Raw genomic sequence first — 23,085 nt, 5'->3', positions numbered from 1 at the left:
TCAGCCGCGCGTCTGCGTGACGGACCGCTCCGCTGCCAGCAGGCGCCGAGCCTCCCGGAACCGGCGGCGGAGCCGCTCCACCGGTACCTCGACGGCGTAGGCCGCACCGACGGCGACCAGGACGGCGCCACCCAGCAGCCAGATCCGGTCGAACGCGCCGAACGCGCTCGCGGCGACGGTCCCGAGCAGGGCGATGACGAGCGGGTGCCAGAGGTACGCCGAGTAGGAGACCCGCCGGCCGAACCAGGCGATCGGCGTCCAGGAGAGGGCGACCGACAGCGGGCTCCTGACCGACACGAGACCGCCGATGAGCACGGCCGACACCGCGCCCGTCGCCGGCAGGAGCAGGCCGAAGGTCCACGCGTGCTGCGTCCAGTCGTCGTCGATCCAGGACAGCACACCGGCGAGCAGCGCGATGCCGACCCAGGTGCCGAGGTGCCCGGCGAGCCCCCGGGCCCACACCCGGACGCGCTCGTCGTCGAGCAGCAGCGCGAGCAGGCACCCGGTGGCCAGCGGGACGACTCCGAGCACGGGCGAGAAGTACACGTCCGGTGTCGAGCCGCCGCCAGGGGCCCGGTAGCTCAGCCACGACGCCGTCGCGCCGCCGGCGATGACGGCTCCGAGCCCCGTCACGAGGACGCGACGGCGGGCACGCAGGGCGAGCAGCGCGACGAGGACGACCGGCCACACCAGGTAGAACTGCTCCTCCATCGACAGGCTCCAGGTGTGGGCGAACACCCCCTGTGTCGTGTTCCAGAACGCCCGGAAGAGGTTGCCCGTGTAGGTCAGGGCGATCGCGGCGGCCTCGCCGGCGGAGTACGAGGCGCCCTTGTAGTCGCCGACCCACGACCAGAGTGCCACGCCGACGGCGACGAGCACGACCAGCGCCGGGTACAGCCGCAGCATCCGCTTCAGCCAGAAGGCACCGAGCCGGATGCGTCCGGTGCGGCGGCGCTCGCCGAGGAGCAGCGTGGTGATCAGGAAGCCCGAGAGCACGAAGAAGACCGTGACGCCGATGAAGCCGCCCCCGAAGCCGGGCACGTGCAGGTGGTAGAGCATCACGATCAGGATCGCGACCGTGCGGAGGCCGTCCAGCGCGGCAGCCCGGTGGGCGAGCGCACCGCCCGGGTCCGACGTCCGGCGGTCGTCGGGTCGTGCGGGCGCGGCGGTGGTGCTCCGCTCGAGCGTGGTGGTCGACACATCGCCTCCTCGGTCCCCTGGTCCGAGCCAGGATGCCCGGCTTCGCCAAGAACGACCTCAGTGTGCGGTGGCGGTCACCATGGCGGAGAGGGCGTCGAGTCGCTCACGGGCGATGGCGTCGAAGGGACGGTCCCCGTCGTCGACGATCCACTGCTGGAACGAGAGGTGGAACACCGTCACCGCGGTCTCCGCGGCCAGGGTCGCCGCCGGTTCGCCGATGCCGTGGTCACGCAGGACCTCGCCGAGACGGACCTTGAGCGTCGCGAGCTTGGACAGTTCGCGTTCGCCGAGGGAGGGCTCGGCGTCGATGACGGTCTGCCGAGCGCGTGACCAGGGGCGGCGCTCCTCGGGGAAGAACCTGCCGGCCGCCTCCAGCGATCGCGCGATCAGGGTGAAGGGCGGTGTGTCGGCGTCGGCGGCGTCGATCGGGTCGATGAACATCGCCAGGAAGTCCTCCTGCCCGGCGAAGATCACCTCGCGCTTGTCGGCGAAGTGCCGGAAGAAGGTGCGCTCGGTGACGGACGCCGCCGCGGCGATCTCCGCGACGGTCGTCTGCTCGTAGCCCTTCGTCGTGAAGAGCTCCAGCGCCGTCGCCTGCAGACGCTCGCGCGTCCCGGGTTGCCATCGGACCATGGGAGGAGTCTACTGATGACAGTGCATGACATCGGGTGTACGGTGAGTGATGTCAGTCAATGACATCATCGTTCGGAAGGAACCACCATGCACGTGTTCGTCACCGGAGCCTCCGGTTGGATCGGCTCAGCCACCGTCGACGACCTCATCGCCGCCGGACACCAGGTCGTCGGGCTCGCCCGCTCGGACGAGTCCGTGGCCCGCGTCGAGGCGGCCGGAGCCACGGCGATCCGCGGCGACCTCGACGACCTCGACGCCATCCGCCGCGGTGCGGAAGCGGCCGACGGCGTCGTCCACCTCGCCAACAAGCACGACTGGGGGAACGCGGCTGCGACGAACGCCAGCGAGCGTGCCGCCGTCGAGATCATCGGCACGGCCCTCGTCGGCAGCGACCGCCCCTTCGTGGTGGCCTCGGGCGTCGCCGGACTCGCCGCCGACCGACCCGCGACCGAGGAGGACCCGAACCCCTTCGTCGGCCCCGACGCGATGCGCGGCGGCAGCGAGAACCGGGGGTTCGACTTCGTCGAGCAGGGCGTCCGGACCATCGCGGCCCGGTTCGCGCCGACCGTGCACGGCATGGGTGACCACGGCTTCATCGCCGCGATCGTCGCCGCGGCGCGCCAGCACGGCGTGTCGGGCTACATCGGCGACGGCGCGAACAACTGGTCGGCGGTGCACCGCTCGGACGCGGCCCGGCTCGTCCGGCTCGGGCTCGAGAGCGCACCGGCCGGCACACGCCTGCACGCCGTGGCGGAGCCCGTCGTGTCGACGCGGTCGATCGCGGAGGCCATCGGCGCCGGACTCGGTCTGCCCGTGACGTCCATCGACCCGGCAGACGCAGAGTCGCACTTCGGGTTCATCGGGCGGTTCTTCGGCATGGAGATGTCGGCGACGTCGACGGCCACGCAGGAGCTCCTCGGGTGGACGCCCTCGGGGCCGACGCTCGCCGAGGACATCGCCGCCGGCGCGTACTTCGCGGTGCCGGTGCGCTGAGGCCCGTCGTCGGCTGGGGGCCGGGGCTGGGTGGCCGTCGTCGGCTGGGGGCGTTCGGCGTCGAGGTTCGGCGTCGGCTGGGGGCGTGGAGGCCCGTCGTGGAGGCCCGTCGTCGACTCGGAACGACATGGTCGATGTCGTACGACATCGACCATGTCGCTCCTTGCGTGTGCAACTGTTGCGCGCCGCAAGCGACGACAGTGTCGACGTCGTGCGACAGCGACCGTGTCGCTCCTTGCACGCGCAACTGTTGCCGTGCGCGTGCGGGTGCTCCCCGCAAGTGACGACAGTGTCGACGTCGTACGACAGCGACCGTGTCGCTCCTTGCACGCGCAACTGTTGCGCGCCGCGAGTGACGACAGTGTCGATGTCGTACGACAGCGACCGTGTCGTTCCTTGCACGCGCAACTGTTGCGCGCCGCAAGCGACGACAGTGTCGACGTCGTACGACAGCGACCGTGTCGTTCCGAGTCGACTCAGGGCACTCCGCGCCCCCGCGCCGCGCCCGCGCCCGCGGACGCCCGCGCTACTCGGCCTTCTGCATCTGCCACGGCTCCGGCTCGCGGTCGCCGTTCGGCCGCACGGGCCGCACGTCACCGACGATCGGGATCGCCCGCTTCCGCATGAACCAGAGGTAGCGCACGAAGAAGTGCGACAGCGTCGACAGCCGGTTGCCGTTCCCGAGCAGCGACGCGATGTGCACCACGACCCACGCGGCCCAGGCCACCGGCCCGACCATCGTGATCCCGCCGCGGAGCTGCGCGACGGCGGCGTTCGTGCCGATCGTCGCCATCGTGCCCTTGTCGAAGTACTTGAAGTGCTCGGTCGGCCTGCCTTCGAGCGAGCGCTTGATCTGTCGGGCGATGTGCTTGCCGCCCTGCAGCGCCGGCTGGGCGAGCTGCGCGAGGGCGTCGTCCTGCGCCGCGATGTCCCCGGCGGCCCAGATCCCCTCGACGCCCTTCACACTGAGGTCGTCGTTCACCTGGATGCGGCCGCCGTGCGTCTGCGGCATGTTCCAGTTCGACACCTCCTTGTGCGCGGCGACACCCGTGGCCCAGATCACCTGCGACGCGGGGATGACCTCGCCCGACGCCGTCTTCACGCCGTTCGGCAGGACCTCGGCGACGCCGGTGTTGAGCCGCAGGATCACGCCGCGCTTACGGAGGACCTTCGCCGCGTACCGACGGAGTCGTGGTGCGAACGGCTTGAGCAGCTCGCCGCTCCGGTGCACGAGCGTGATCGTGATGTTGCCGCGGAGGATCTCCGGGTACGCACCCTCGAGCGCCTGGTCGCGGAGCTCGGCGAGCGCACCGGCCATCTCGACGCCGGTCGCACCGCCACCGACGATGACGATCTTGATCTCGTCCGGCCCCTGGTTCGCCGCGGCCTCTTCGAGTCGGGTGAAGAGCTCGTCACGGATGCGGAGCGCCTGGGACCGGGAGTACATCGAGTACGCGTACTCGTACGCACCCGGGGTCCCGAAGTAGCTCGTGTTCACGCCGTTCGCCAGCACGAGGTGGTCGTAGTGCAGGTGCTCACCGTCGGACATCTCGGCGACCCGGGCAACAGGGTCGATGCCGGTCAGCAGGCCGTGCCGGAACTCCGCGTTGTCCTGCCGCGCACGCAGGCTCCGCAGGAAGTACGTCACGTCACCGGCGTTCAGGCCACCGGTCGCCACCTGGTACATGAGCGGCTGGAACATGTTGTAGACGTGGCGGTCGACGAGGGTCACGCGCACGGGTGCGTCCGCGAGCTCGCGCATCGCGGAGACGCCGGCGAAACCACCACCGACGATGACGACGTGGGGGCGGGTGTCCTGCGGCATGGTGAGCTCCGGGGTTGTGCGGTGAACGGCACCCACAACGGTACGCCCGTTCCGCGGTGGCGCGGTCCACCCGGCCTGGAGGCTCGGCTCGCCCCCGTCAGACCGCGAGCGGCGCGTAGGTGCTCACCACGTTGCCCTTGCTCGTCACGGTGCTCTCGACCAGGCGCAGCCGCATGGCCGGGTCGGTCGGCTCGAACAGCTTCCGCCTGTGGCCGGCGACGGCCGGGTGCACCATCAGCTGCAGTTCGTCGAGGAGTCCCGCGAACAGCAGACTGCGCACCAGCGTGACGCTGCCGCACACCGCGATGTCCCCGCCGTCCCGCTCTCGCAGCTCGCGCACGAACCCGTGCACGTCGCCGGGGATCCTGGTGGTGTTCTGCCACGTCAGGTCGTCGCCGAGCGTGGTCGACGCCACGTACTTCTCGATCGGGTTGATCCACTGCCCGAACGGGTCGTCGGGGTGCTCCGGCCACCAGGACGACCACTCCGTGTAGCTGTTCCGCCCGAGGAGCACCGTGTCGGTCCTGGCCATGAAGGCCCCCATGCCGGCACCGAGCTCGTCGTCGAAGCTGTCGTACTGGAACTCGTACGGGTCCTGCACGACGCCGTCGACCGACGTGAACAGTCCTGCCGTGACCTTCCGCATGCCGGGAGCGTACTGCTCAGCTGTTCGGAGCGGAACCGTCCGAGCTCCCCGAGCCGGAACCCCGAGCGGTGCCCTGTCCAGGGACCCGTCCCGTGCTGCCGTCGGACCGTCCGGGAGCGCCGTTCCACCCGTACCCGGGCACCTGTGTCGTCGAGGAGTGCGACCGGTCGACGCCGATCGCGTGCCCGACGGCGAACCCGGCACCGCCTCCGGCCAGCAGGGCCGCCAGCCCGACCGCCGCCGCGATCACCGGCCAGAACCACGGCGGGCGCGGCCGGCTCGCCGGTGCCGGGCCACCGGGACCGGCGCCGTACCAACCGGTCGGACCGACGGGAGCGGGCTGCGCGGACCAGCTGCCCCAGCCTCCAGGGCCGGCCGGACCAGGACCCAGACCCGGGCCCGGGGCGGGCTGGCCCGTCGAGTACTGCGCAGTCGAGTACGGGTACTGGTTCCCCGGACCCGCGGACGGCGCCTGTCCCCATCCGCCGGGCTGGGCGGACGGGGTGGGTGAGGCTGTTGCGCCCGCGTCCTGGTCGTGGTGATCGGTCATGGCAGCAGTCCACGTCCGCTGCCTGTGCGGAGTCGATGACGAGCCTCCCGAGCGCCTGCGAATGCCGCCTGCGTACTGTCGACATGTGCGCGCACTCGTGGAGACGGTCTCGGTGGACGGCCTGGAGGTCCGACTCCGGACGATGGCGCCGGCCGGACGTCGACGGGACCAGCTCGCACCGACCGTGGTCCTCGTCCACGGGCTCGGGATGTCCCACCGCTCGTTCGCGCGGTCCCAGCAGGTGCTCTCGCGGACGCACCGGACCGTGTCCGTGGACCTCCCGGGGTTCGGCGGGGTCCCCGGCGCGGGTCGTTCGCTCGCGATCGGTGAGCTCGCGGAGCTCGTGATGCGCGCGCTCCGGAGCCGCGGGGTGCACGAGAGCATCCTCGTCGGGCAGTCGATGGGCGCCCAGGTCGTCGTCGAGGCAGCAGCGCGGCACCCCGCCGACGTCGTGTCCGTCGTGCTCGTCGGGCCGGTCGTCGACGACCGGCGCCGCACGCTCGCGCACCTGGCGCTCGCGCTCGGCCGGGACGGCGTCTTCGAGGGCATCCGGATGAACGCGGTGCTCGTCACGGACTACCTGCGCAGCGTCCGCCAGTACGTCCTCCAGCTCCGGCCGATGCTCCGCTACCCGATGCGGGACGCCGTCGCCGGCCTCCGCGTGCCCGTGCTCGTCGTGCGGGGGACGCGCGACCAGATCGCGTCGAGCGGGTGGGCCGGTCGACTGACGCGGGTCGCACGGCAGGGGGCGCTCGTCGAGCTGTTCGGGGCGCACCACGTGCAGGAGCACCAGCCGCGCGCCTTCGCCGAACTCGTCGACGAGTTCCTCCGGGCGCAGACGCTCGAGGGCGTCCGGTGACCGCGCCGACCACCGGTGCCACCGGCCCGATCCGGGTCGGCCTGCTCCGTCGGGCGTGGTGGGCTGCCCTCGACTGGGTCTACGCGGTCCGGTGGCAGGTCCAGAGCCTCGGGCCCACGACGGCGGACGACTACCGCGACGGCGACGCGTGCCCCGTCGTGGTCGTGCCCGGTGTCTACGAGACCTGGCACTTCATGCGGCCGCTGATGGACGCGCTGCACGACCGCGGGCACCCCGTCCACGTGCTCACCGTGCTGCGCCACAACCTCCGTCCGGTGCCGGACTCGGCGGCGGACGTGATGGCCTACCTCGACGAGCACGACCTGCGCGGGGTGGTCGTCGTCGCGCACAGCAAGGGCGGCCTGATCGGGAAGTACGCGATGGCGGAACTCGACCCCGACGGGCGCATCGACCGCATGGTCGCCGTGTCGACGCCGTTCGCGGGCTCGGTGTACGCGAACCTCGCCCCGGTGCGGCACCTGCGGGTGTTCCGCGCGGCGGACCCCGTGCTCGCGCGACTCGCTGTCGAGCGCGACGCGAACGCGCGGATCACCTCGGTCTACGGCGTCTTCGACACGCTCATCCCCGGCGGCAGCCACCTCGCCGGAGCCCGGAACGTGCGGGTGCCCGTCGGCGGCCACTTCCGGATCCTCGCCGCGCGGCAGACCCGGGACGCGGTGCTCGACGCAGCCGAGGAGCGCTGACCGGCGTCGCTCGGCGGGGACCACCGCGGCATCGACGCGTCGGCGCGGGTCATGGGGTGGAGCGTACGCTCGCGCGTTCCACGATGCGGTGCGGGATCACGACGGTCGCGGCCGGGGCGTCGCGGTCGGCGATGCGGGCGGCGAGCAGGTCGAGGGCGGCCCCGGCGAAGGACCGGCGGTCGAACGACACCGTCGTCAGGGCCGGGATCGCGAAGGCCGCACCGTCGACGTCGTCGAACCCGATGACGCTGACCTCGTCCGGCACGCTGATGCCCCGCGCGGCGAGCACGTGCAGGACACCGAACGCGATCGAGTCCGTGAACGCGAAGACCGCGTCCGGCAGCGGGTGGTGGTCGAGCCACGCGGCGAAGGCGGACGCGGCGTCGGACGTCGTCCACGAGGCGACCGGCACCCGCAGGGCCGGGTCCGGCTCGACGCCGGCCGCTCGGAGTGCCTGCTCGTACCCGCTGACGCGGAGCTCGCTCGTCGCCGTGACCCGGGTGCGGTCGGCGGTGGCCGCGGGAGCGCCGACCGCAGCGATCCGCCGGTGTCCGCGGTCGAGCAGGTAGCGGGTCACCTCGGTGGCCGCGGCGACGCTGTCGACGTGCACCTGGTCGACGTGCTCGGGCTCGACCTCGCCGATCACGACGGTCGGGGGGAGCCCCACGGTCGACGCGAGCACGCTGGCGCTCAGCGACACCGGGTTGAGGACGAGGCCGTCGACGAGGTGCGCTCGCGCGCGGGACACGAGCTCCTGTTCCCGTTCGGGGTCGCTCCCGGTCTGGTCGAGCTGGACCACCCAGTCGTGGTCCCTGGCGAGTTCGACGAACCACCGGGCGAGCTCGGCCGCGTACGCGCTGCTCATCTCCGGCAGGGTCAGGGCGACCACGCCGGAGCGGCCGTTCCGCAGGCCCCGTGCGGACAGGTTCGGCACGTAGTCGAGCTGCGCGAGTGCCTGCTCGACGCGAGCGCGGGTCTCCGGTCGGACCACCACGACGCCGTTGATGACGTTGGAGACGGTCTTCGGCGACACCCCGGCCAGGGCGGCGACGTCCCGCACGGTGGCGCGCATGGAGCAACCGTAGCGCCAGGGGGTGTCGGTTCCGACTCAGGGTCGGACGTACCGGTGCACGTGCGTGACGTACGGCACCGCGATCGTGGCCCGTCCCGCCGTCGTCGGGTCGCTGTCGAGCAGGTGCTCGACGTCGCGCAGCAGGGCGTCGCGCTCCGCGCCGGGGAGCACGATCACGTAGCTGCGGGACGCGACCATGTCGAGCAGGTCCGACCGCGACTGCTCGTGCACCCAGGGGAACGCCCGGTGCTCCCCGTCGTGGAACGGTGCACCGACGACCGGTCGGTCGTACTCCATCACGCGCGACTCCGGACGCTTGATGAGGTCGCCGAGGCGCCGTGACCAGTCGAGGGACTCGTCGCGGACGTTCCAGACCAGGCCGAGCACCCCGCCCGGACGGAGCACCCTGGCGACCTCGGTGGCGCCGGCTCCGGCGTCGACCCAGTGCCACGACTGCGCGAAGGTCACCAGGTCGGCGCTGCCGTCCGGGACCGGGATCGCCTCGCCCGTTCCGTCGAGGACGTCCACGCCGGGGACCGCCCGGGCGAGGCGCTCCCGCATCGCCGCGTCGGGCTCCACCGCGGTGACGGACCCGGCGACCGCCGTCAGCACCGCGGTGAACTTCCCGGTGCCCGCTCCCACGTCGACCGCCCGGGCGACCGGGGCCGGCGCGAGCCACGACGCGACCGACTCCGGGTACCCCGGCCGACCCCGCTCGTACGCGTCGGCCGCGGCGCCGAAGGACTGTGCGTGCTGCTCGAAGGTCATGGGTTCAGCCTGCCACTGCCGTCAGTGAGCGGTCACTGGACCGTTACAACGATGGAAACACATGGCAACATCTTGCCGGATCAGTGCAATATCAGACATCGTCGCTGCGGGATCCATTGAAGGAGGCCGGAGTGACGAAGCTCGACGCAGGAGTGCGACCCGAAGTCGCGAGGGGCGGACCGCCCGGGGGAGGGTCGGTCGTCCGACGGCGATGGACCACGTGGGAACGGGTGAAGCGGGACCGGGTGCTGCTCCTCATGGGGCTCCCGGGGCTCGCGCTGCTGCTCGGCTTCCACTACCTGCCACTGCTCGGCAACCTCATCGCGTTCCAGGAGTACCTGCCCTTCGTGCCGCTCGGACGCAGCCCGTGGGTCGGCCTCGAGAACTTCGCGGTGATCGTGAACGGCGACCCGGAGTTCCTCGGCGCACTCCGGAACACGCTCGTCATCACGCTCGTGCAGGTGGTGTTCGTGTTCCCGGCGCCGATCGTCCTGGCACTGATGCTCAACTCGCTGCTGTCGGAGCGCATCAAGCGGGTCGTGCAGTCGGTCCTCTACCTGCCGCACTTCCTGTCCTGGGTGATCGTCGTCGCCGTGTTCCAGCAGATCCTCGGCGGCTCCGGCCTCGTGAACAACGCCATCCGCGCCGCCGGCGGTGACGCCGTCGACTTCCTCGGCAACCCGAACGGCTTCATCGCCCTGCTGACCAGCCAGGTGATCTGGAAGGACACCGGCTGGGCCACGATCCTGTTCCTCGCGGTGCTCTCGCAGATCGACACCAGCCTCTACGAGGCCGCGAAGACGGACGGCGCGAGCCGGATGCGCCAGCTCTGGCACGTCACCCTGCCCGGGATGCGCGGGATCGTCATCCTGCTGCTCATCCTGCGGCTCGGGGACTCGCTCACCGTCGGGTTCGAGCAGATCCTCCTCCAGCAGGCAGCCGTCGGACGGGCCGCCAGCGAGGTCCTCGACACCTACGTCTACAACAACGGCGTGCTCGGCGGCCAGTGGGGGGTCGCCGCTGCCGTCGGTCTGGTCAAGGGCATCGTCGGCGTGCTGCTCGTGCTCGGTGCCAACAAGCTCGCCCACGTCTTCGGCGAGTCGGGCGTCTACCAGAAGGAGTCTCGATGAGTGCCACGCGCAGCGTCACCGTCCCCGGATCGCGGACGCCCCAGCGGAAGCGGCTCGACGCCCCGCCGCTGCCCGGGCGCATGCTCACCGGCTTCGTGCTGTTCGTCATCTGCCTCGTCGTGCTGCTGCCGTTCCTCGGCATCGTGTCGACGTCCGTCGCGCCGACCAGCCAGGTGAACGACGCCGGCGGGTTCGTGATGTGGCCGAAGGGGCTCGACTTCAGCGCCTACGAGAGCATCTTCGCCGGCGGCGTCGTCACCCGGGCACTGCTCGTCAGCGTCGGCATCACCGTGGTCGGGACGCTGATCAGCCTGTTCGTGAGCGCCATGCTCGCGTACGCGCTGAGTCGACCCGGTACCTACGGGTCCGGGTTCGTCCTCAGCCTGGTGCTCGTCAGCCTGCTGTTCGCCCCTGGGCTCATCCCGAACTACCTCGTCGTGAAGCAGTTCGGGCTGCTCGACTCGTACTGGGCGCTCATCCTGCCGACGGCCCTCAGCGCCTTCAACGTGATCGTGATGCGGTCGTTCTTCATGAACATCCCGAAGGAGCTCATCGAGAGCGCCCGCATCGACGGCGCCGGGGACTTCGGGGTCTTCCTGCGGATCGTGCTCCCGCTGTCGAAGGCCGTCCTCGCCGTGATCGGCCTGTTCTACGCCGTCGGCTACTGGAACGCCTTCTTCACCGCCCTGCTGTACATCAACGACACCGCGAAGTGGCCACTGCAGCTCGTGCTGCGCACCTACGTGGTCAACAACGCCCAGCTCGGCGGCGCCGACCTCGGCACGTCCTCCGACGCCCTGCCCCCGCAGGCGTCCATCCAGATGGCGATCCTCGTCGTCTCGATCGTCCCCATCCTCATCGTCTACCCGTTCCTGCAGCGGCACTTCGCCACGGGTGTCCTGACCGGCGCCGTGAAGGGCTGAACCATGACCACGAACCTCACCCGCCGCGCGCTCATCGGAGGCGGACTCGGCATCGCGGCCACGAGCCTCCTGGCCGGGTGCTCCACCGTGACCCGCTCCACCGACGTCGCGGCGATCAACAGGGCGGTCGCGCTGCCCGACTACGTCCCGTGGACCGGGGGACCCGAACCGGTCCTGCCGAAGACGAGTGCGCTCATGCCGAGCGCGTTCCGCCGGATCCCGGACACGCTCGTCCCGACCGCCAGGAAGCCGGGCGACGGCTCCACGGTGCACGGCAGCGTCCCGACGAACTCGCCCGTCCCGCCGGCGAAGGCCAGCAACCCGTACTGGCAGGGCCTCGACGACCGGATGGGCATCGACCTCGACCTCACGATCACCCCGAACGCGGACTTCGGCAACAAGTTCGCCACGCAGGTCGCCGGCGACACGCTCGGCGACGTCTTCACGGTGTTCGGGTCCTTCCCGTACCTGCCACAGTTCCTCGAGGCGAAGGCCCAGGACCTCACCGAGCACCTGTCGGGCAGCGGCGTGCGGGACTTCCCGTACCTCGCGAACCTGCCGACGGCATCGTGGCGCGGAACGGTGTTCTCCGGCGGCATCTACGCCGTCCCCGTGCCGCGTGGCCCGTTGACCTCGCAGGTGCTCTACCGACGACAGGACCTGTTCGAAGGACTCGGCGTCGACCCGTCGTTCAGCAGCCTCGACGAGTTCGTGCAGCTCTGCCGCGAGGTCTCCGACCCCCACGCGAACCGCTGGGCCCTCGCCTCGGTGCCGACGAACGTCCTCGCGCCGATGCTCGACCTGCCGAACCAGTGGGAACACCGCGGCGGCGAGCTCACCCACATGTACGAGCTCGACGCCTACCAGGAGCTCCTCGACGTCTCGCGTCGTCTCATCGCCGAGGACCTCGTGCACCCGGACAGCATCACCGCGTACAACGGCAAGGTCTGGCTCGTGCAGGGCTCCGCGCTGATGCTGTCCGACACGTACAGCGCGATCCCCGGCATCGTCCAGCAGGCGACGCCCGACAGCGGCTTCGAGTTGACCACGGCGCCGTTCGTCGGGCCGTCCGGCGCGAAGCCGAGACCCTGGCTCGGCGATCCGAACAACGCGATCACCGCGCTCGCCGCCGCGTCCGAGGACCGCATCCGCATGCTGCTCGGCGTCCTGGACTGGTGCGCGTCGCCGTTCGGCACGGAGGCGTGGACGTACCGCAAGTTCGGCATCGAGGGGCGGGACTTCGAGTACCGGGACGGGACGCCGGTGCTCACGAAGACCGGCAACAGCGAGACGGCGCTCGGCGAGTTCCCGCTGCAGTACTTCACCGAGTGCCCGCTGCCGCTGTTCTACGCGGGGCGTCCCGGCATGACCGACACCGTCTACGAGTCGCTGTCGTCGTGGTTGGACGACGGCGTGCCGAACCCGACGTACGGGCTGTACTCGCCGACGAACTCGACGAAGGGTCCTGCCGTCGGCACCTTCGTCACCAACGCGATCAACGACGTCCTGCTCGGACGTGCGCCGGTGTCCGGGTGGAAGAACGTCGTCCGTGAGTGGCGCCGCCGTGGCGGCGACGCGATCCGCGACGAGTACCAGGAGGCCCTGCAGGCGCGCGGCCGGTCCTGACCCGGCCACGTCCGGACGCCAGGCTCGGGTGCGGCCCGCCCCGATCCTCCCGGCCGGTGGTCCGGACGGGAGGCTCGGGTGCGGGCCGCCCCGATCCTCCCGGCCGGTGGTCCGCTCGTGGCGACCGCCCTGCCGGAGGTCAGCCGACGCCGAGCCAGGACGGCTCGGCGAGGAGCTGCTCGACGTCCGAGATGAGCCGGCTGGTGTGGAAGCCGTCGGCAGCCGCGTGGTGGACCTGCACCGCGAGCGGCATCAGGGTGCGACCATCGCGCTCGTGGTGGCGCCCGATGGTGAAGATCGGGAGCAGGTGGTCCCAGCCGTCACCGACCTGGATCGTGAACCCGGAGAACGTCGTGCGCGGCAGACTCGACACGTCGAAGGCGTTCGGCGGCGCGGGCGGTCCTGGGAACATCGCGGTCGCGCCGCGGTGGGTCACGAGTGCCTCGGTGACGGCGGCGTGGAAGGCGTCGAAGTCGGGGTCGTACGGCACCCACACCGCGCTGAAGGTCTCGCGGTCGGGGTTGAACACCGTGAAGCCCGGGTGCACGACGTCCCACACGGCGGGGGACCGATCAGGCAGCAGCGTCATCCGGAACTCGGGATGCCGGTTCACCGCCGTCGCGAGCGCCCAGATCTGTGCTGGGTACGTCTTCCGGCCGTGTTCGCGCAGTGCCCGCACGAAGGCGGTCACGTCGACGTCGACCGTGGCGGCGTAGGTGCAGGGGACGACGTCGCGGTAGTGCTCGAAGTGCTCGCGGCGCGGCCACGTGGCGAGGTCGATCGGCGACGGTGCTGGATCGGTCATGGCTCCACTCTGGCGCACGTCCCTACGCTGGCGGACATGACGGCGACGATCGTGCTGCTGAGCGGGGCACCGGGCAGCGGGAAGAGCACGCTCGCTCGGGCACTCCAGGCGGAGCTCGGCTGGCCCCGGGTGGAACGCGACGAGCTGTACGCAGGGCTCATGGCCGGTGCGGGCCTGACGCGTGGCGACGTCGTCCCGCGCGGCGTCGAGCTGTTCTGGAGGATGACCGCCGCGTACGCCGACGCCGACTGCAGCGTGATCGCGGACGCGACGCTGTACCGGGACCAGTCCGAGGCCGACGTCCGGACGGTCCTCGTTCCGGCGGGCGTGGTCTGCAACGTGCACTGCCGGACGGACCTGGCCCTCGGACGGTTCGCAACGCGCGGTCACGGTGCGGCGATGGAAGCACGCGTGCGCGGGAACCTGCCGCGTGTGGAACGCCCACTCGACCTCGGCGTCCCGCTGCTCGAGGTCGACACCACCGACGGCCACGACCCGCTCCTCGCCGACGTCGTCCGGTGGGTGCGCGCGCAGAACGCTTGACATCGACCGGCGGTAACGCTCTACTGTTATGGTGTTCATGAACAGTAGAGCGAAGCGGAGCCTGCGTGCACATCGTCCTCTCCACCACCAGCGGCGTGCCGATGTACGAGCAGATCAAGAACCAGGTCCGCTCCTCCGTCCACGCGGGTGACCCGCCGGCCGGAGCCCTGCTGCCGTCGCTCCGGGGCCTCGCCGCGGAGCTCCGGGTCAGCGTGATCACCGTCACGCGCGCCTACAACGACCTCGTCGCCGAGGGCATCGTCGTCAACGAACACGGTCGCGGCTTCGTCGTCCAGGCGGTCGACACCGCGGTCGCGAGCGCAGCGCTGGCCGACCGGGTCGACCGCGCCGTGGCGGAGGTCGTCGCAGCAGCACGGGTCGCACGCATGGACCTCACCCAGATCACCGAGAAGGTCGAAGAGGAATGGAACGAACGATGACCATGAACGCCGTGTCGGTCCAGGGACTGACCAAACAGCGCGACGCCTTCGCGCTCCGCGACGTCACGATGACCGTCCCGAGCGGGTACGTCACCGGACTCGTGGGGCCGAACGGCGCGGGGAAGACCTCCCTCCTCAAGAGCATGCTCGGGCTGCTCACGCCGGACGCCGGCACCGTGCAGGTCCTCGGCGGCGACCCGGCCGCCCATCCCGGGGCGCGAGACCGGGTCGGCGTGGTGCTCGACCGGGTGACCGCGGCTCCGGAGTGGCGGGTCGGCACCATCGGTCGGCGGATCGGGCGGCTCTACGCGCACTGGGACGAGTCGACGTGGCGAGACCTGCTCGACCGGTTCGGACTGCCGGTGGGCAACCGCGTGGACGCGCTCTCGCGCGGACAGACCGTGAAGCTGTCCCTGGCGATGGCGCTCGCACACGACCCCGACCTGCTCGTGCTCGACGAACCGACGAGCGGACTCGACCCGGTCGCCCGCCGCGAGCTCGCCGACCTGATCCGCGAGTACATGACGGACCCGGGCCACTCGGTGTTGTTCTCCACCCACATCACGGCCGAGCTCGACGACCTCGCGGACCACATCGTCGTCCTGAACGCCGGTCGGGTCGTCTTCGCCGGGATGCTCGACGAACTGCACGACCGGTTCGCCGTCGTCCGCAGCAGCACCCCGATCACACCGGGGGTGCGCACCGCGGCGATCGGAGCCCGCACGGGACCGAGCGGCGGGTACGAGGCACTCATCCGTACCGACGACACCGCGGCCTTCGGCTCCGACGTCGTCATCGACCAGGCGACCACCGACGACGTGGTCGTGCACTTCGCCGAGGAGGCCCGCAAGTGATCACCGCGTTCACCAGGTTCGACATCACCAGCTTCGCGACGACGCAGGCACGACGGGCACTCGTCCCGCTGGCGTTCGTGGTCGTCTTCGGGGCGGTCATCCCCGTCCCGGGACTCGCCATCGTGGTGGGCGCGGTGATCGCTGCCGTCTCCGTGTCCTACCCGTTCCAGGGCGACGAGCGCGGGCAGCTCGACACCCTGTACGCGAACACCCTGGTCCGGCGCCGGGACGTGGTCGTCGGTCGCTTCCTGACCGTGCTCGCCTTCGCAGCCGCCGCGGTGGCGCTCGGCGTGCTGGTCTCCCTGGTCACCGCGGCAGTGCGACACGAGACGATGGCGTGGTCGACGGTCGGGACGCTGCTCCTCGTGGCCTTCGGGGTCACGGTGGCGTGTGTCGCCGTCCAGCTGCCGTGGTTCTTCGCACTCGGCTACACCCGGGCCCGGCCGATGCTGTACATCCCGGTCGCCGTCCTCGCCGTCGGGTCGTGGTTGGCGGGGCAGACGGGGCTGCTCGACGGTGCGACCTCCGTCACGATCGGCGGAGGGCCGTCGCCGGTGGTCGTCGTGGCGGTGCTGGTCGGGGGTGTCGTCGTGCTCGTCGCCTCGGCGCTCGTCTCGACTCGGCTGTACGAGCGCCGCGAACTCTGACGACCTCGCTCGGTCGGTCGGTCTGCCTGCGGTGCTTGCTCGGTCTGGCGGTCAGCCTGCGGCGCTTGCTCGGTCCGGCGGTCTGACAGCCGTGCTTGCTCGGTCTGGCGGTCTGCCGGCCATGCTCAGTCGGTCGGGTGGATGAGGCAGAAGGGGTGGCCGGCCGGGTCGAGGTAGACACGGAAGCCGTCGGTCCCCGCTCCGGTCGCCCTCGCTCCGATCGCGAGCACCGCTGTCTCACCCGCGTCGAGGTCGTCCACCTTCACGTCGAGGTGGATCTGCTGCGGCACCAGTTGTCCCGGCCACTCGGGCGGCCGGTGGTCGTCGACCCGCTGGAAGGCGACGATCGGGCGGCTCCCGGCGACGGGCAGCATCACCTCGGCCCAGTCCTCGTCGAACTGGACGATCTCGCCGCCGAGCACCTCCGCCCAGAACCGTGCGAGTGCCCGGGTGTCCGGACAGTCCAGGACGATGACGTCGAGGGAACCGATCACGAGCGGACTCCTGTCGTGCGGTGGCTGTTCGGACCGACGGTACCCGTCAGGCGGAGGCGGCGGACAGCGCCTTCGTGATGCGCTGGAGCGAGACGGTCTCGGCGGTGCCGAGCTCCTGCGCGAACAGGCTCAGTCGGAACTCCTCGAGCATCCACCGGGCGTGCACGAGTTCGGGGTGCGCCCCGACCGCAGGGGGGAAGGTGCCGCCGGCGTCCTCGTACCGGCCGGTCGCTGCGGCCACTTCGCGCATCCACGTGGCGTCACGCCCGGGGTTCTGCAGGAGCTTGGTGACCCGCGCCTCGACGCCCTGCAGGTACACGCGGATGCGCCGCAGCCGGTCGACGCCGGCGACCGAGACGAACCCGGGGAACACCAGGCGCTCGAGCTGCTGGCGCATGTCGTTGAGCGCGGGGAGCAACGACATGTTCGTGGCCTGCTTCAGAGCGCGCTCGGCGGAACGCAGCGCCGCGAGCACCGCCGCGACCTCCGACACGGCGCCGAACATCGTGTCGACCACCGACGCTGACACGGCATCGCGCACCGACTCGAACGCAGCCCTCGTGAAGAGCATCCCGTCCGGGTGGACCCGTCGGATGCCCGCGTCCACCACGGCGGCGAGGACGTCGTCGAACAGTGCCGTCGTCGACGGGTAGGGGCTGGCGGCGAGCGCGAGCTTCTCCTGCGAGGTCAGGTGCGACTGGATGTAGGACACGGGGGACGGCACCGCGAGCATCACCAGGCGTCGGACACCGGCGGGCATCCGCACGGCGCGGTCCGACGGGGTCGCGAGGAGCTGGACGCCGACCGTCGCCTTCGGACCGGATCCCTCCTCGACGAGCGCCGGGTAGGCGCGGATGACGCCACCGGCCTGCCTGGTGTCGAGGGTCTCCGGCAGGTCCTCGTCGGGCCAGGCCACGAGCCCCGACCGCTCCACCTGCCGGCCGGAGGACGCCTCGGCGACCCGTGCCGAGCCTCCCTGCCGACCCGGCCGCTGCGTCGCCGCGGCGACGCTCTGCCGGGTGCGGTCCTTGAGCTTCGTCTGCAGCGCGGAGAGGTCCTTACCGGCTTCGACCCGGCGCCCCCGCTCGTCGACGACGGCGTACGTCGGCAGCAGATGTGCGGGGACGCGGGACATGTCGAAGTCCTGCTCCGACACCGGCACGTAGGTCATGCGCTGGATGGTCTTCGCGAGCGTCGCGCGGAAGCTCTCGGTCGGGGTCGTCGGTGCGTCGTCGGGGAGCTCCTCGACGATCTTCTCCGCCCAGTCGGCGGCGGGGACCACGTTCTTCCGGATCTGCTTGGGCAGCGCCTTGATGAGCGCCGTGACGAGCTCCTTCCGGAGGCCGCGGACCTGCCAGTCGAAGCCCTCCTCGCGCATGCGGGGGAGCAGGGCGAGCGGCACCTGCACGCTGACGCCGTCGTCGGCTGCGCCCGGTTCGAAGCGGTACCGGACCGCGAGGCGCTGGTCACCGGAGCGCCACTGCGTCGGGTACTCCTGTTCGTCCTGCGCCGCTTCGGCGGCGGACTCGTCGAGGAGGTCCTGGCGGCGCATCGTCAGGAGCTCGGGCTGGTCGCGGCGAGTGTGGCGCCACCAGCCCTCGAAGTCGCGGGTCGTCGCCACCTCGGCGGGGATGCGGGCGTCGTAGAACTCGTAGACGGTCTCGTCGTCGAGCAGGATGTCGCGACGCCGAGTCCGTTCCTCGAGCTGCTCGAGTTCCTTCCGGAGCTTCCGGTTGGCCCGGTCGAACGCCTGCTGCGAGTCCCACTCGCCCTCGACCAGGGCATGTCGGATGAACAGCTCCCGCGAGTGCACCGGGTCGATGCGGGCGTACTGCACGCGGCGGCGTTGCACGATCGGGACGCCGAACAGCGTCACCCGCTCGTGTGCGACGACGGCCCCCTGCTTCTTCTCCCAGTGCGGTTCGCCGTAGGTCCGCTTGAGGAGGTCGCCGGCGAGCTGCTCCGTCCACGCCGGATCGATCTTGGCGGCCGTACGGGCGAACAGGCGGCTGGTCTCGACGAGCTCGGCTGCCATCACGGCGTCGGGCTGCTTCTTCGCCAAGACGCTGCCCGGGAAGAGCACGAACCGGGTGTTGCGCGAGCCGAGGTAGTCACGCTTCTCTCGGTCGCGCAGACCGATCTGGCTGAGGAGACCGGCGAGCAACGAGCGGTGCACGGCGTCCGGGTCGTCCTTGCGCTCGCGCCCGACGTGGATGCCGACCTGCTTGGCCGCGCGCGAGAGCTGCCGGTACAGGTCCTGCCACTCGCGGATGCGGAGGTGGTTGAGGAACTCCGCCTTGCACAGTCGACGGAAGGCGCTCGAGGAGAGTTCTTCTTGCTTGTCCTCGAGGTAGTTCCACAGGCCGAGCAGCGTCAGGAAGTCGCTCGTCGGGTCGGCGAAGCGGGCGTGCAGTTGGTCGGCGTGTGCGCGCTTCTCGAGCGGACGCTCACGCGGATCCTGGATGCTCAGCGCCGAGACGACCGCGATGACCTCGCGGCCGACGCCCTGGCGCCCGGCTTCGAGGACCATCCGGCCCAGGCGCGGGTCGATCGGCAGTCGGGTCAGCTGTCGCCCGGACTTGGTGATCGCACCGTCCTTGTCCACGGCGCGGAGTTCGCGGAGGAGGTCGAGGCCGTCCTTCACGCCGCGGGAGTCCGGCGGCTGCAGGAACGGGAACGACTCGATGTCACCGAACCCCAGCGAGATCATCTGCAGGATCACGGCCGCGAGGTTGGTCCGCAGGATCTCGGGATCGGTGAACTCCGGACGGCGCTCGAAGTCGTCCTCGGAGTAGAGCCGGATCGCGATGCCGGCACTGGTGCGGCCGGCTCGGCCCGAGCGCTGGTTCGCGCTCGCCTGCGAGATCGCCTCGATGGGCAGGCGCTGCACCTTCGCCCGGGGGGAGTAGCGGGAGATGCGGGCGGTCCCCGTGTCGACGACGTACTTGATGCCCGGCACGGTGAGCGAGGTCTCGGCGACGTTCGTCGCGAGGACCACCCGCCGGCGGATCCCCGGCGTCCCGCTCCGTTGGAACACCCGGTGCTGATCGGCAGCGGAGAGCCGACCGTAGAGCGGGAGGACCTCGGTGCCGGGGTAGTGCTTGCCCTCGATGGCGTCCTGGGCATCACGGATCTCGTTCTCGCCGGACAGGAACACGAGGACGTCGCCCGGGTCCTCGCGGGCGAGTTCGTCGAGTGCGTCGGTGATGCCGGTCAGTGTGTCCCGGTCATCCGCACCCGGACCGGCGTCGGCCGTGCGGGAGTCGGTGTCGTCGTCCCCGTCGTCGTCCGGGTCCTCGGCGACGAGCGCGCGGTACCGGATCTCGACGGGGTAGGTGCGCCCGGAGACCTCGATGATCGGAGCGCCGCCGAAGTGCTTCGAGAAGGACTCGGGGTCGATCGTCGCACTCGTGATGATGAGCTTGAGGTCAGGGCGTCGGGGGAGCAGGCGCTTGAGGTACCCGAGCAGGAAGTCGATCGTCAGCGAGCGCTCGTGCGCCTCGTCGATGATGATCGTGTCGTACCGCTTCAGGTCACGGTCGAAGTGGATCTCGTTGAGCAGGATGCCGTCGGTCATCAGCTTGACCCGGGTGTTCGCGCTCACCTTGTCGGTGAACCGCACCTGGTAGCCGACGAGGTCCCCGAGCTCGCCGCCGAGTTCCTCGGACACCCGCTCGGCGATCGTCCGCGCTGCGATGCGTCGGGGCTGGGTGTGTCCGATGTGTTCGCGCCCGAGTTCCAGACAGATCTTCGGCAGCTGCGTCGTCTTGCCCGAGCCGGTCGCGCCGGCGACGATCACGACCTGGTTGTCGCGGATGGCTGCGGCGATGTCGTCCCGGCGCTGCGAGACGGGCAGCTCGGGCGGGTACGTGATGACCGGGGGTGTGGGAGACATGAGCATTCCAGGATACCGCCAGCACTCACGCCGACGTGAGCTGGACGGTGAGCTCGTCGACGCCGCGCGCGGGGAGGGCGCACACGCGGTCGTGGCAGACGTACGCGGCGGGGTCCAGCCCGTCGCGGGAGGCGAGGAGCTCGAACCCGGCGTCGGCCCACGCGCGCGCCTGGTCGGGCGTCACCACCACGACGACGGTGCCCGGGCGTCGCGCCGCGGTCGCGCGCTGCTGCATCGCGGCACGCAACCCGGGCTCGGACGCCACCACGACGACCTCCCGCGAGGGTCGCTGGAGCGCGAGCGCCACACCCAGGGCATCGGCGTGGCCGAGCGGCCGGTCGAGACCGGTCCGTGCGCGGTCGGCCACGAGCCGGGCGGCCGCCGTCCGGTACGTCGTGTCGCCGGTCAGCGTGGCCACCAGCAGTGCGGCGTTCGCGAGTGCGACCGTCCCCGACCGCATGGCGGTCTGCGGCTGCTCGCCGGTCGCCGTGCCCGCGGCAGCGAGGACCGCGTCGACGGGCGCAGCGCCAGCGAGACCGTCGTCGACCAGGGAACGGGCCGTCGTCGCGTACCCGGGCTCTCCGGTGACGAAGGCGAGCTCGAGCAGCCCCTCGGCGAGCAGCCCGATGTCCTCGACGGTCGGCGGTGCGTCGGAGGTCCCCCGCGGCGTGCTCGACCGCACCACCACGTGGCCGTCCTGCACGTGGGCGGCGAGGACCGCGTCGGCGGCGTTCCGCGCGAGCGCGAGCATCTCGGCATCGCCGGCCCGGGCGCCCGCGATGGCGAGACTGCGGATCGCGAGGCCGTTCCACCCGGTGAGGACCTGGTCGTCGATCGGCGGTGGATCGAGCGTCGCGCGCTCGGCCAGCGGTCGCCGGTACCACGCGCCCTCGACACGGCGGCCGTCGATGGTGGACTCGCTGTCCTGCGCCGCGGAGAACGCACCGTCGGGGCCGCGCAGGGTGTCCCGCAGGAACTCCGCGATGCCCCGCGCCTGGTCCCGCGGCGCGATGGCGAGGAGCCCCGCGTTGTCGTAGAGCATCCGCTCGTAGTGCGGGACGCCCCAGTCCCGCTGGGTCGCGTACCGGAACACCCCGCCGTCGGCGTCGGTGAGGTCCGACCGCGCGATCACGCCGAGCGTCCGCTCAACGAGCGCACCGGCGGTGGCCGAGCCATCGGCAGCCGCGTCGGCGAGGAACTCCAGGAGCGGTGCCGACGGGAACTTCGGTGCGCCACCGAAACCGCCGTACTCGGGGTCCTCGCCCCGGGCGAGGGTTTCGACGACCGCATGGATCGCGTCCACGGACGGGAGGCGCGGCTCGGCTCCGACGTCACCGTCACCATCACCTGCCGCCGCGTCGGATGCGCCCTGCCGGATGGCCGAGGCGAGCGCCGTGGCGTTCGCGTCGACTTCGGTCCGGCGGTCGCGCCAGGCGTCGAGGACTGCGCCGAGCACCTGCCGGAACGACGGGTGCTGCCCGACCGGCGACGGCGGGAAGTAGGTCCCGGCGAAGAAGACGTGCGCATCCGGTGTCATGAACGCCGTCAGCGGCCAGCCGAGTTGCTCGGTGAACGCTGCTGCCGCCGCCATCGTGCTGGCGTCGACGTCCGGTCGTTCTTCACGGTCGACCTTCACCGCGACGAAGTCTCGCCGCAGGAGCTCGGCGATCTCCGGGTCGGCGAAGCTCTCGCGGGCCATGACGTGGCACCAGTGGCACGTCGCGTAACCGATCGACACCAGGACCGGGACGTCTCGCTCACGGGCTTCCGCGAAGGCGTCGGTGCCCCATTCGCGCCAGTCCACCGGGTTGTCGGCGTGGAGCCGCAGGTAGGGACTGACTGCTGTGCCGAGTCGGTTGTCGTTCATGCGTCCAGCGTGCCCGTTCGGCGCTGAGCGGGCAGGGCGGCGGGACGATCTGTGGACGACCGGCCTCCGTCCACAGACGTCAGGCGGGGAGCCAGCCCGTCAGGGAGGCGAGCCGGCGTGCGACGTCGGCTGGGGCCATGGCGTCCGTGTCGATCCGGGCGACCTCGTCTGCGACAGCCGCGTCGAGCCTCCCGGCGGTGCGTGCGGAGTGCGCGGACTGCGCCTCCGGGACCGAGCCACCCGCCCGTCGTCCCAACCGGGACGCGGTCGTGTCGTCGGAAGCACGCAGCAGGACGGCGACCACGAGGGGGTCGTCGCCCATCGCAGCGGCGAGCCTGTCGGCCTCGAGGACCGAGACGGTGTTCGTGTAGACGAGCCGGTGGTGCCCGAGTCCCCGGTGGTTCGCCCACACCGCGGCGAGGTTCCGTTCGGCGAGCCGCGCCTCCGGGTGCTCGATGTGTGGCGGCGGGTACGCGAGGTCGAGCACGTCGCCCTCGATCACCACGTGCCGGACGTCTGCCTCGGCGAGGAGGTCGTGGAGCGCGAACGCTGCCGTCGACTTGCCGACGCCGGACCGGCCGCCGATGAGGAGCACCTCCGACCTGGGCACG

The 23,085-nt window shown here is 71.3% G+C and carries 22 protein-coding genes; 10 read left to right on the top strand and 12 right to left on the bottom strand.

Going from position 1 to position 23,085, the window contains the following annotated elements; translation table 11 throughout:
• On the bottom strand, positions 1-1,200 hold the full coding sequence (locus FS641_RS16350) for an acyltransferase (RefSeq protein ID WP_144765760.1): 1,200 nt from the start codon (positions 1,198-1,200) through the stop codon (positions 1-3).
• Positions 1,201-1,257: 57 nt separating this feature from the next.
• Complete coding sequence (locus tag FS641_RS16345; RefSeq protein WP_144765758.1) at positions 1,258-1,833, bottom strand: TetR/AcrR family transcriptional regulator; 576 nt, start codon at positions 1,831-1,833, stop codon at positions 1,258-1,260.
• Between the two features lie 87 nt (positions 1,834-1,920).
• Between FS641_RS16345 and FS641_RS16340 the strand changes: the two genes are divergently transcribed.
• On the top strand, positions 1,921-2,826 hold the full coding sequence (locus FS641_RS16340) for an SDR family oxidoreductase (protein ID WP_144765756.1): 906 nt from the start codon (positions 1,921-1,923) through the stop codon (positions 2,824-2,826).
• A gap of 526 nt (positions 2,827-3,352) precedes the next feature.
• On the opposite strand, the gene FS641_RS16335 is transcribed toward FS641_RS16340, so the two are convergent.
• The 3 genes from FS641_RS16335 to FS641_RS18195 all read right to left on the bottom strand — a co-directional run bounded on the left by FS641_RS16335 (position 3,353) and on the right by FS641_RS18195 (position 5,847).
• Entirely contained in the window at positions 3,353-4,651 is a 1,299-nt protein-coding gene (locus FS641_RS16335; protein ID WP_144765754.1) for an NAD(P)/FAD-dependent oxidoreductase, read from the bottom strand.
• Between the two features lie 97 nt (positions 4,652-4,748).
• Entirely contained in the window at positions 4,749-5,297 is a 549-nt protein-coding gene (locus FS641_RS16330) for a dihydrofolate reductase family protein (protein WP_144765752.1), read from the bottom strand.
• A 16-nt stretch (positions 5,298-5,313) separates the two neighbouring features.
• A complete protein-coding gene (locus FS641_RS18195) occupies positions 5,314-5,847 on the bottom strand; it encodes a hypothetical protein (protein WP_186317807.1) in 534 nt (177 codons plus the stop codon).
• 85 nt (positions 5,848-5,932) lie between these two features.
• Here FS641_RS18195 and FS641_RS16320 point away from each other — a divergent pair, with 85 nt between their 5' ends.
• Positions 5,933-6,706: an alpha/beta fold hydrolase gene (locus tag FS641_RS16320; RefSeq protein ID WP_186317806.1), complete on the top strand. Its 774-nt coding sequence runs from the start codon at positions 5,933-5,935 to the stop codon at positions 6,704-6,706.
• Entirely contained in the window at positions 6,703-7,410 is a 708-nt protein-coding gene (locus tag FS641_RS16315; protein ID WP_260855887.1) for a triacylglycerol lipase, read from the top strand. Before FS641_RS16320 ends, FS641_RS16315 begins: the two co-directional genes overlap by 4 nt.
• 49 nt (positions 7,411-7,459) lie before the next feature.
• On the opposite strand, the gene FS641_RS16310 is transcribed toward FS641_RS16315, so the two are convergent.
• A complete protein-coding gene (locus FS641_RS16310; protein WP_144765746.1) occupies positions 7,460-8,482 on the bottom strand; it encodes a LacI family DNA-binding transcriptional regulator in 1,023 nt (340 codons plus the stop codon).
• 36 nt (positions 8,483-8,518) lie between these two features.
• Complete coding sequence (locus FS641_RS16305; RefSeq protein ID WP_144765744.1) at positions 8,519-9,250, bottom strand: class I SAM-dependent methyltransferase; 732 nt, start codon at positions 9,248-9,250, stop codon at positions 8,519-8,521.
• Between the two features lie 230 nt (positions 9,251-9,480).
• Between FS641_RS16305 and FS641_RS16300 the strand changes: the two genes are divergently transcribed.
• Genes FS641_RS16300 through FS641_RS16290 form a run of 3 tightly spaced genes read left to right on the top strand, consistent with a single transcriptional unit; the run spans position 9,481 to position 12,929 of the window.
• Positions 9,481-10,380, top strand: coding sequence for a sugar ABC transporter permease (locus FS641_RS16300; protein ID WP_260855886.1), 900 nt, complete (start codon positions 9,481-9,483; stop codon positions 10,378-10,380).
• On the top strand, positions 10,377-11,303 hold the full coding sequence (locus FS641_RS16295; protein WP_144765742.1) for a carbohydrate ABC transporter permease: 927 nt from the start codon (positions 10,377-10,379) through the stop codon (positions 11,301-11,303). The genes FS641_RS16300 and FS641_RS16295 overlap by 4 nt, the downstream gene beginning before the upstream one ends.
• A gap of 3 nt (positions 11,304-11,306) precedes the next feature.
• Positions 11,307-12,929: a hypothetical protein gene (locus FS641_RS16290; protein WP_144765740.1), complete on the top strand. Its 1,623-nt coding sequence runs from the start codon at positions 11,307-11,309 to the stop codon at positions 12,927-12,929.
• Positions 12,930-13,068: 139 nt separating this feature from the next.
• On the opposite strand, the gene FS641_RS16285 is transcribed toward FS641_RS16290, so the two are convergent.
• Positions 13,069-13,734: a CatA-like O-acetyltransferase gene (locus FS641_RS16285; protein WP_144765738.1), complete on the bottom strand. Its 666-nt coding sequence runs from the start codon at positions 13,732-13,734 to the stop codon at positions 13,069-13,071.
• A gap of 36 nt (positions 13,735-13,770) precedes the next feature.
• On the opposite strand from FS641_RS16285, the gene FS641_RS16280 reads away from it, so the two are divergent.
• From FS641_RS16280 to FS641_RS16265, 4 genes are all read left to right on the top strand, one after another.
• Positions 13,771-14,277, top strand: a complete 507-nt coding sequence (locus FS641_RS16280; RefSeq protein WP_144765736.1) for an AAA family ATPase — start codon at positions 13,771-13,773, stop codon at positions 14,275-14,277.
• Between the two features lie 65 nt (positions 14,278-14,342).
• Positions 14,343-14,717: a GntR family transcriptional regulator gene (locus FS641_RS16275; protein WP_144765734.1), complete on the top strand. Its 375-nt coding sequence runs from the start codon at positions 14,343-14,345 to the stop codon at positions 14,715-14,717.
• Complete coding sequence (locus tag FS641_RS16270) at positions 14,714-15,571, top strand: ABC transporter ATP-binding protein (protein WP_186317805.1); 858 nt, start codon at positions 14,714-14,716, stop codon at positions 15,569-15,571. The genes FS641_RS16275 and FS641_RS16270 overlap by 4 nt, the downstream gene beginning before the upstream one ends.
• The gene (locus tag FS641_RS16265; protein ID WP_144765730.1) at positions 15,568-16,218 is read left to right on the top strand and encodes an ABC-2 transporter permease; all 651 of its coding nucleotides are present in this window, start codon (positions 15,568-15,570) and stop codon (positions 16,216-16,218) included. The genes FS641_RS16270 and FS641_RS16265 overlap by 4 nt, the downstream gene beginning before the upstream one ends.
• Positions 16,219-16,343: 125 nt before the next feature.
• On the opposite strand, the gene FS641_RS16260 is transcribed toward FS641_RS16265, so the two are convergent.
• The 4 genes from FS641_RS16260 to FS641_RS16245 all read right to left on the bottom strand — a co-directional run bounded on the left by FS641_RS16260 (position 16,344) and on the right by FS641_RS16245 (position 23,084).
• Positions 16,344-16,712 (bottom strand): VOC family protein, encoded by a 369-nt coding sequence (locus tag FS641_RS16260; protein WP_144765728.1) that lies wholly within the window; start codon positions 16,710-16,712, stop codon positions 16,344-16,346.
• 46 nt (positions 16,713-16,758) lie between these two features.
• Positions 16,759-20,607: an ATP-dependent RNA helicase HrpA gene (hrpA, locus tag FS641_RS16255; RefSeq protein ID WP_144765726.1), complete on the bottom strand. Its 3,849-nt coding sequence runs from the start codon at positions 20,605-20,607 to the stop codon at positions 16,759-16,761.
• Between the two features lie 25 nt (positions 20,608-20,632).
• Positions 20,633-22,474 (bottom strand): thioredoxin domain-containing protein, encoded by a 1,842-nt coding sequence (locus FS641_RS16250; protein WP_144765724.1) that lies wholly within the window; start codon positions 22,472-22,474, stop codon positions 20,633-20,635.
• Between the two features lie 79 nt (positions 22,475-22,553).
• A complete protein-coding gene (locus FS641_RS16245; protein ID WP_144765722.1) occupies positions 22,554-23,084 on the bottom strand; it encodes an AAA family ATPase in 531 nt (176 codons plus the stop codon).
• Between the last annotated feature and the right edge of the window lies 1 nt (position 23,085).

Source organism: Curtobacterium sp. 9128 (genome assembly GCF_007673775.1).
GTDB lineage: Bacteria > Actinomycetota > Actinomycetes > Actinomycetales > Microbacteriaceae > Curtobacterium.
This window is presented reverse-complemented; position numbering and strand designations above follow the sequence as displayed.